The organism is Mesorhizobium sp. M7A.F.Ca.US.014.04.1.1 (genome assembly GCF_003998745.1).
GTDB classification, from domain to species: domain Bacteria; phylum Pseudomonadota; class Alphaproteobacteria; order Rhizobiales; family Rhizobiaceae; genus Mesorhizobium; species Mesorhizobium ciceri.
This window is the reverse complement of the sequence record NZ_RZRW01000242.1, coordinates 1-8392: the sequence shown is the minus strand read 5'-3', so window position 1 is coordinate 8392 and position 8392 is coordinate 1. Positions and strand designations below refer to the sequence as shown.

General features: G+C 63.2%; 8 protein-coding genes. 4 read left to right on the top strand and 4 right to left on the bottom strand.

Features of this window, described 5'->3' with window-relative positions:
- Together EOA22_RS17240 and EOA22_RS17235 are read left to right on the top strand one after the other, a co-directional pair.
- The coding region (locus EOA22_RS17240; protein WP_127390108.1) for a dihydroxy-acid dehydratase at positions 1-1318 on the top strand (1318 nt) is incomplete at its 5' end.
- Positions 1319-1329: 11 nt separating this feature from the next.
- Positions 1330-2235 carry a dihydrodipicolinate synthase family protein gene (locus EOA22_RS17235; protein ID WP_063169851.1) on the top strand — a complete coding sequence of 302 codons (906 nt, stop codon included), beginning with the start codon at positions 1330-1332 and terminating at the stop codon, positions 2233-2235.
- Between the two features lie 14 nt (positions 2236-2249).
- Here EOA22_RS17235 and EOA22_RS17230 read toward each other — a convergent pair whose 3' ends face one another.
- The 4 genes from EOA22_RS17230 to EOA22_RS17215 form a co-directional block, all read right to left on the bottom strand.
- Positions 2250-2996 carry an SDR family NAD(P)-dependent oxidoreductase gene (locus EOA22_RS17230; protein WP_013528170.1) on the bottom strand — a complete coding sequence of 249 codons (747 nt, stop codon included), beginning with the start codon at positions 2994-2996 and terminating at the stop codon, positions 2250-2252.
- Between the two features lie 66 nt (positions 2997-3062).
- The gene (locus tag EOA22_RS17225) at positions 3063-4574 is read right to left on the bottom strand and encodes an altronate dehydratase family protein (RefSeq protein ID WP_063169852.1); all 1512 of its coding nucleotides are present in this window, start codon (positions 4572-4574) and stop codon (positions 3063-3065) included.
- A 192-nt stretch (positions 4575-4766) separates the two neighbouring features.
- The gene (locus EOA22_RS17220) at positions 4767-5096 is read right to left on the bottom strand and encodes an L-rhamnose mutarotase (protein ID WP_063169853.1); all 330 of its coding nucleotides are present in this window, start codon (positions 5094-5096) and stop codon (positions 4767-4769) included.
- A 19-nt stretch (positions 5097-5115) separates the two neighbouring features.
- Positions 5116-5790 carry a GntR family transcriptional regulator gene (locus tag EOA22_RS17215; protein WP_013528167.1) on the bottom strand — a complete coding sequence of 225 codons (675 nt, stop codon included), beginning with the start codon at positions 5788-5790 and terminating at the stop codon, positions 5116-5118.
- 324 nt (positions 5791-6114) lie between these two features.
- Here EOA22_RS17215 and EOA22_RS17210 point away from each other — a divergent pair, with 324 nt between their 5' ends.
- Both EOA22_RS17210 and EOA22_RS17205 read left to right on the top strand, forming a co-directional pair.
- On the top strand, positions 6115-7617 hold the full coding sequence (locus tag EOA22_RS17210; RefSeq protein ID WP_063169854.1) for a sugar ABC transporter ATP-binding protein: 1503 nt from the start codon (positions 6115-6117) through the stop codon (positions 7615-7617).
- Positions 7614-8392, top strand: a 779-nt coding sequence (locus EOA22_RS17205; protein ID WP_245478646.1) for an ABC transporter permease, incomplete at its 3' end; no start/stop codon positions are given. The genes EOA22_RS17210 and EOA22_RS17205, both read left to right, overlap by 4 nt.

Sequence of the window (8392 nt, the reverse complement as noted above, 5' to 3'; positions counted from 1 at the left end):
CTCCTGCGACCTGCCGTCGATCGTCATTTCCGGCGGGCCGATGCTCAATGGCCGTTTCCAGGGCCGCGAGATAGGTTCCGGCACCGATGTCTGGAAATTCTCCGAGGATGTCCGCGCCGGCGTGATGAGCGAGCAGGATTTCGCTAATGCCGAGAGTGCCATGTCACGCTCGCCGGGTCATTGCATGACCATGGGCACGGCCTCGACCATGGCCTCGATGGTCGAAGCGCTCGGCCTGGCGCTGCCGGGCAACGCTGCCTATCCGGCGGTCGACGCGCGCCGCAGCCGCATCGCCCGCATGACGGGGCGGCGCATCGTCGAGATGGTCAATGAGAATCTCCGCCCGTCCGCCATCCTCAAGAAAGAAGCTTTCGCCAACGCCATCCGTGTCAATGGTGCCATCGGCGGCTCGACCAATGCGGTCGTGCATCTGCTGGCGATTGCCGGCCGCGTCGGCACCGAACTGACACTGGACGATTGGGATCGATATGGCCGCGATGTACCGACCATCCTCGACCTGATGCCGTCAGGCCGCTTCCTGATGGAGGACTTCTGCTACGCAGGCGGCATTCCGGCGGTCATGAAGGAGATCGGCGATCTGCTCGATCTCGACGTGCTGACCGTCACCGGCAAGACCGTGCGCGACAACATCCGTGACGCTAAAAACTACAATCCCGAGGTGATCCGCCCGCGCGACAAGGCGCTTACTCCCAATGGCGGTATCGCGGTGCTGCGTGGCAATCTGGCGCCCGACGGCGCCATCATCAAGCCGTCAGCCGCGTCACCGGCCCTGATGAAGCATCGCGGCCGCGCCGTCGTCTTCGAGGACATCGACGACTACAAGGCGCGCGTCGACGATCCCGCGCTCGACGTCGACGAAGCGTCGATCATGGTGCTGAAGAATTGCGGCCCCAAGGGCTATCCGGGGATGGCCGAGGTCGGCAACATGGCGCTGCCCCGGAAGCTGCTGAAGCAGGGTGTCCGCGACATGATCCGCATCTCCGATGCCCGCATGTCCGGCACCGCCTTCGGCACCGTCGTGCTGCATGCCGCACCCGAAGCCGCCATCGGCGGCCCGCTGGCGCTGGTCAGGAGCGGCGACTTCATCGAGCTCGACGTCGAAGCAAGGAAGCTGCATCTCGACGTGTCGGCACAGGAGCTGGCGCGGCGTCGTGAATCCTGGCTACCGCCCGTCCCGGCGATGCGCGGCGGCTATCAGGGCCTCTATGTCGACCGTGTCCTGCAGGCGGACCGCGGCGCCGATCTCGACTTTCTCGTCGGATGCCGTGGCCACGCCATTCCACGCGAAAGCCATTGAGGCCGACCAGCATGCCCAATTTCCGGCCTGACGATTTCCACGCCATTCACGCCATTCTCTACGCGCTCTTTGACGCGAACGAACAACTGGACCGCGCGGCGATGCGTCGGCAGGTCGAGATCTGCCTGGCGACGGGCGTGCACGGCATGGCGGCGCTCGGCCTGGCGACGGAAGTCGCCAAGCTGACCGAGGCCGAGCGCCGGACGATCATGGACTGGACGGCGGAAGATACGGCTGGAAAAGTGCCGCTTGCCTTCACCATCTTCGGCGCTTCGGTGGCTGAGCAGGTGGCACAGCTTCGCCATGCTGAAAGCGTGGGAGCGGATTGGGTGATCCTGCAGCCGCCGCCGGTCGGATCCTATGGTGCGCTGGAATACACCAGGTTCTTCGGCCGCGTCGCCGAGGCAACCGACCTGCCGGTGGCGATCCAGAACGCGCCGGCGTTTTTCGGGCGCGGCCTGTCATCGGACGAGATCCGCGAACTTGTCACGCTTCATCCCAACATAAGGCTGATCAAGGGCGAAGGCCCTGTCACCGACATTGCCGGATTGATCGAACGCACCGAAGGCCGGATACCCGTTTTCAACGGACGCGGCGGCCTTGAACTGATCGACAATTTCCGCATCGGTTGCCGCGGCATGATCCTGGCGCCTGATGGCATCGACCTCGCCGTGCGCGCCTACAATGCGTTTCGGATCGGTGACGAAGCGACGGCCGAGGCCGAGTACGCAAGAATGCTGCCGGCAGCGGTCTTCGTCATGCAGGGCATCGAGAACCTGATCTGCTACGGCAAGCGGCTGTTCGGCGCCCGCGCAGGCATCCCGATACACGACCGGGCTCCGGCGATGCGGCCCAACGAGACCGGCGTGGCGATGGTGGCGCGCTTTGCGGCTGGCCTCGGTCGGTTGCCTGGCTGAACGGCAACTGCCCTTCAATAGGTCGTCCGCCCACCCGACAGGTCGAACGTGGAGGCGGTCGTGAAACTGTTCTCCTTGGAGACGAGCCAGGCGACCATCGCCGCGGCTTCGTCGACCTCCAGCAGGCGGCCGCGCGGAATGCGCGAGCGCATATATTCGATGTGCTCCGGCGTCAGCTGTTCGAGGATGCGCGTCTGTGCCGTGGCCGGCGAGATGCAGTTCACGGCGATGTCGTACTGCGCCAGTTCCTTGCCGAGCGACTTGGTCAAGCCGATGACCGCCGCCTTCGAGGCTGAATAGGCGGAGGCGTTGGGGTTGCCCTCCTTGCCGGCGACCGAAGCGATGTTGACGATCCGTCCGTAATTGCGCTCCTTCATTCCGGGAACCACGGCGCGATTGACGTAGAACGTACCGTTTACGTTGACGTCGATGACCTTCTTCCACGTCTCGATGTCGTAGACGTCGAGCGGGGCGGCAGGGCCGGCAATTCCGGCGGAATTGACCAGAATGGAAATCTTGCCGGCCAGATCTTCGGTCCTGGCGCGCGCCGCGTCCACCGACGTCCAATCGGCGACGTCCACGATCTCTGTCGTGGCAGCGTTGCCGAGTTCCTTCTTGGCGGTTTCGAGGCGGGCCTCATCGAGATCCCACAAGCTGACCGTCGCGCCGGAAGCGACGAAACGCCTGGCCATCGCGAAGCCGAGGCCTTGGGCGCCACCGGTGACCACAGCGTGCTGGCCGTCAAGATCGATCCTGTTCATGTCGAGCGGTTCTTTCCGTTTGAGCTACTTCCGGGATAAAGGCCGGCCTGTGCAGGCCGGCGATCGCTACATGGTCGCGCCAAGGCTCCATGGCACGAACTCGTTGTCGCCATAGCCGAGCGCTTCCGACCTGGTGCGCCCGCCGGAAGCGACGCGCAGGATCTCGGCAAAGATCTCCTCGCCCTTCTCGGCCAGCGAGACGCCGTCCAGTATGTCTCCGCAATTGATATCCATGTCCTCGCGCATCTGCTCGAAGATGAAGCTGTTGGAGGCAAGCTTGATCGAGGGCGTCGGCTTGCAGCCGAAGGCCGAACCGCGGCCGGTGGTGAAGCACAATATGTTGGCGCCGCCGGCGACCTGCCCGGTGGCCGAGACCGGGTCGTAGCCGGGCGTATCCATGAAGACGAGGCCGCGCTCGTTGATCGGCTCGGCATATTCCAGCACCGCCCGCAGATTGGTGGTGCCGCCCTTGGCGGAAGCGCCGAGCGATTTCTCCAGGATGGTCGTCAACCCACCCAGCTTGTTGCCGGGCGAAGGGTTGTTGTTCATCTCCATGTCGTGCCTGGCGGTATAATCCTCCCACCAGCGGATGCGTTCGATCAGCTTTTCGCCCACCGCGCGGCTCTCGGCGCGCAAGGCGAGAAGATGTTCGGCGCCATAGATCTCGGGCGTCTCCGAGAGCACCGCCGTACCGCCTTGCCCGACAAGCAGGTCCACCGCAGCACCTAGTGCCGGATTGGCGCTGATGCCGGAGTAACCGTCCGATCCGCCGCATTGCAGTGCTAGCACCAGTTCGGAGGCTGGTTGCGGCGTCCTTTCGGCGGCGTTCACCGTAGGCAGCATGTCGACGATCGCCTTCACGCCAGCCTCGACCGTCTTTCGCGTACCGCCGGTTTCCTGGATGGTCATCGTGCGGAAAATCGTGCTCTCCTTGATGTTGTACGACTGCATCCAGCGTGGGATCTGGAACGCTTCGCAGCCGAGTCCGACCATCAGCACGCCGCCGATATTGGGGTTCGTGGCAAAGCCCCATTGCGTCCTTTTCAACAGGTCGTAAGCGGGACCCTTGGTGTCGATGCCGCAGCCAGTGCCGTGGACGAGTGCGATGATACCGTCGACATTGGGATAGTCGCGCAGGATGCCAGACCGGTTGACCTCGTCGGTGATGAACCGGGCGACGCTGGCAGAGCAGTTCACCGAGGTCAGGACGGCAATGAAGTTGCGCGTGCCCACCTTGCCGCTCGGCCGGCGGTAACCCATGAAAGTAGCGCGCTCGGCCTCGGCAACGATCTCGGTTTGCCTGGTATTCGTGCCGAAGACGTAGTCGCGTTCGAAATTTCGCAGATACACATTGTGCTCGTGAACCCAGTCGCCGGCGACGATTGGTTCCCGCGCAAAACCGATGGTCTGGCCGTATTTCACGATCGGCTGGTCCGAGCCGATGTCGCGCAAGGCCATTTTGTGCCCGCGCGGTATGCGTGCCCTGGCAGCCACGTCACCGGCTTTTTCGCCGATCTTCAACGGATCGACCGCCAGAAGAATGTTGTCGGCCCCCGAAAGCTTGATGAACCGCGCCATGACCCCATACTCTGAAAAAGTTCTCCGCGACAGGAGGTCGAGAGACAAGAAATGATTTGGAATACTAATATAATAGAATGTCAGAGGTCAAGGAGGTCAAGGCCGGAGACTGGATGAGGTCGTCATGAAAGACGGACCGGTCGCCACGTCGTTGGGGCATATCCGGGAAGCGACTGCCCGATAACGTTCCGGTCAATCGAGATGGAAGACCTCTCCCATGGCCGCCCACCATTCGCCGTCGGCGCGCGTCGGCAGCGGCGTCTGCATGGGGTCGCACAGTTCCCACCATTTGCGCATGGCCGGCGACTCGCTCATCCGCGCTGCATCCCTGGCGAAGTCGCTGCCGTGATACTCCCAGCAGGCGAACAGAAGGTTCTCCGGTTCGCGCAGGAAGATCGAATAGTTGCGGATGTTGGCGCGGCTGATGACGTCGAGCACTTCGGGCCAGACGGCGGCGTGGACGCGCTTGTAGTCCGCGATCGCCTCGGCTTTCACGCCGATACAAAGTCCCATTCTTTGCATGCTGGTTGCTCGCGGGGCTTCAGCCGAGAAGGTCGGCGGCGACTTCGAGCGTGTTGCGGAACGACGTCTCGAGATGATGTTCCATGGCCCGTGCCGCACCCTCGGCGTCGTGGCGCTTCAGCGCGTCGAAAATGGCCTCGTGCTGCTCGATCGTCTGTTCGCCATAACCCGGTCTTGGGATAGCGAGATAGCGCCCGCGATCCATCTGTGCCTTCGAGATGTCGACGGCTCTCCAGATCATCGGCAGGCCGCAGATCTCGGCTATGGTGCGGTGGAAGACATCGTCGAGTTGTATCGCGGTGGCATATCTGCCGCGGGATATGGCAAGCCGGTGCGCCGCCATGTTGTCTTCCAGCAATTCGCTGGCTGCCGCTGTGAACTTGGCGGCCGCGCGTCGGGCGCTTTCCATCTCCAGTGCCCGCCGGATGACATAGGCTTCTTCCAGGTCGGCCCGGCTGATCGGAGCAACATAGGTGCCGGTCTGCGCCAGGATCTTGACCAGGCCCTCGTCGCTGATGCGCTTGACCGCTTCGCGAACGGGGGTGCGAGACACCCCCAGGGCCTCCGCGATGGCGACCTCGTTGATGACCTCTCCCGGCTTCAACTGCCCGACGACGATCAGGTTGCGGATCTTGTGGTAGATCTGATCGCGGAGCGGAAGAGCCCGATTGAGCGTCGAAGGATCCAGGTCCATTGCAAATCCGTGTCTTCGTTCACCAGAAATGGCCAGATAATACTAGAATGTCAATTGGAACGCATCCAATACAAGCGTGGGGGTCGGTGACGCACGACGTCATGACGACCCGCCGGAATCCAGCTTGCCAGAACTGTTATATTAGTGCAATAGTGAGGATGAACGATGGAAAATTCAGTCCGGGACTGAGGCTTGGATCTTCAACAGCGCAGGCCATTCAAGCTTGTTCGAAGAAGCCCGAACTGCGTTTGCAGCGCTATTATACTAACATATCGAAGGCCGATGTAGCGCACCGGCCGGCCGCCAGGAGGAACCTAGCCAGATATGACCGTCGCCGCCGATTGCGCCTTGGATATGCGAGGCATCAGCAAGAACTTTCCAGGCGTGAAGGCTCTGTCCAACGTCAATTTTGCCGTGAAATTCGGCACCGTTCATGCGGTCGTGGGTGAGAACGGCGCCGGCAAATCGACGCTCATGAAGATCCTCAACGGATCCTACGCGCCCACCAGCGGCACGATCAAAGTCGGTGACGCCGAGGTGCGCATGCGCCGGCCCGCCGACGCCCAGGCGCTCGGCATCCGCATGGTGCACCAGGAAATCAATCTGGTCCCCCACCTGACCGTCGCCGAGAACGTCTATCTCGGCCGCATGCCCGGCAAATGGACCTTTCTGCGCAAGCGCGAGATGGTCAGGGCGGCGGCTGCCGTCCTCGACGAGCTCGGAGCGGCCATTAATCCGCGTGAACGGCTCGGCAACCTTTCTATCAGCCAGCAGCAGCTCGTCGAGATCGCCAAGGCCTATGCGGCGCAGCCGAGGATCATCGTGCTGGACGAGCCGACATCCAGCCTCAGCGAGCATGAGACGGCGGCGCTGTTCCGGATCCTGCGCAAGATGCGCGATGACGGCATCGCCATCGTCTACATCAGCCATCGGCTGAAGGAGGTGCTCGAAATCGCCGATGAGGTGACGGTGCTGCGCGATGGCTCAATGATCGAGACGCGTCCGATCAAGGGCATAAAGGCTGCCGATATGATCAGGCTGATGGTCGGTCGCGAAGTTAGCAATGTCTTCCCGAAAAGTCCGGCCGCGATCGGCAAGTCCGTGTTGCGCGTGGAGCATATCAGCGACGGACAGCGCTTCCGCGATGTCAGCTTCGAAGTGCGCGCCGGCGAGATACTGGGCTTGACCGGCTTGGTGGGCGCTGGCCGCACCGAGGTTGCCCGCGCAATCTTCGGCCTGTCGCGGCTTGTCGAGGGCACGGTCAGCGTCAACGGACGCGAGGTCTCGATCAACTCGCCATCCCAGGCGGTCAGGGCAGGCATTGCCTATGTTCCGGAAGATCGCAAGGGCGATGGCGTCGTGCCTGGAATGTCGGTCCGGGAAAACATCAGCCTGCCCATCCTGCGCCGCCTGACCCGTTTCGGACGCATCAGCCGCAGCGCCGATCGCGCGCTTGCCCGGGATTCGGTCAAGCAGTTTTCGATTTCACCGCCCGACGGCGAACGGCGCATCAGCCTTCTGTCGGGCGGCAACCAGCAGAAGGCGGTCATCGCCAAATGGCTTGCCGCCAAACCTTCGGCCTTGATCCTCGACGAGCCGACGCGGGGCGTCGACGTCGGCGCCAAGGCCGAGATCCACCACATCATCGGCCAACTCGTCGCCGGCGGCATGGCGGTCGTGATGATCTCGTCGGAACTGCCCGAAATCCTCGGAGTCTGCGACCGCGTGGTGGTGATGCGCGATGGCTATGCCTCCGAGCCTCTCTTGCGCAGCGAATTGAGCGAGGAGCGCATCATGGCGCTGGCCACCGGGGAGGAGATGGCTTGAGCGAAGCGGCCATGGAGATCGGTGGCGTGAACCGCAACGACCGCTTTACGCGTGGCAGCAGGCTTGTCGATGTCCTGTCGAAGGCGGGGCTCGCCTTCGCCATCGTCGCCGTGATGCTCTACGGCTCCCTCGTCAGCCCCGCCTTCTTCACGTCAGGCAATTTGCTCAACGTCCTGACCTCGATGTCTATCGTTGGCATCGTCGTCGTCGGCATGACCTTCGTGCTCGTGGTCGGCGGCCTGGCCGACCTGTCGGTGCCGGCCACCATCGCCTGCGGCGCCATCCTGTCGCTCGGGCTGCAGCCGATGATCGGGCCGCTGCCGGCGTTCCTGCTGGCGGTGGGTCTCGCGGGCCTCATAGGCCTGCTCAACGGGGGCCTGGTCGGATATGTCGGCATCAATCCCATCATTGCCACGCTCGGCGTTGGCACGATCGGACTGGGCATCGTCCAGGCGGCTGTCGGCGGGGTCATCGTCTATGGCAGCAATCCCGCCTCAGCCGAATTCGCCAAGGGCCGGCTGTTCGGCATTCCGGTCGTGGTGTTGATCTTCCTGGTCATCGCCCTTGTCGGCCATTTCGTCCTGTCCCGCTCCTTCTGGGGCAGATGGACGCTCGCCACCGGCGGCAATTACAGCGCCGCCGAGGCTAGTGCGGTTCCGGTGCGGGCCGTGAAGGCTGGCGCCTTCGTGATCACCGCACTGGCTTCCGGCATCAGCGGCGGCTTGCTCGGGCTTACGCTGCAGAGCGCGCGGCCGCTCATCGGCGGCGGCTACGA

Bases quoted from the DNA above. Each gene is read 5' to 3' on its own strand.
- EOA22_RS17215 (WP_013528167.1), bottom strand. From the start codon at position 5,790: ATGGACCTGGATCCTTCGACGCTCAATCGGGCTCTTCCGCTCCGCGAT.
- EOA22_RS17235 (WP_063169851.1), top strand. From the start codon at position 1,330: ATGCCCAATTTCCGGCCTGACGATTTCCACGCCATTCACGCCATTCTC.
- EOA22_RS17220 (WP_063169853.1), bottom strand. From the start codon at position 5,096: ATGCAAAGAATGGGACTTTGTATCGGCGTGAAAGCCGAGGCGATCGCG.
- EOA22_RS17230 (WP_013528170.1), bottom strand. From the start codon at position 2,996: ATGAACAGGATCGATCTTGACGGCCAGCACGCTGTGGTCACCGGTGGC.
- EOA22_RS17225 (WP_063169852.1), bottom strand. From the start codon at position 4,574: ATGGCGCGGTTCATCAAGCTTTCGGGGGCCGACAACATTCTTCTGGCG.
- EOA22_RS17210 (WP_063169854.1), top strand. From the start codon at position 6,115: ATGACCGTCGCCGCCGATTGCGCCTTGGATATGCGAGGCATCAGCAAG.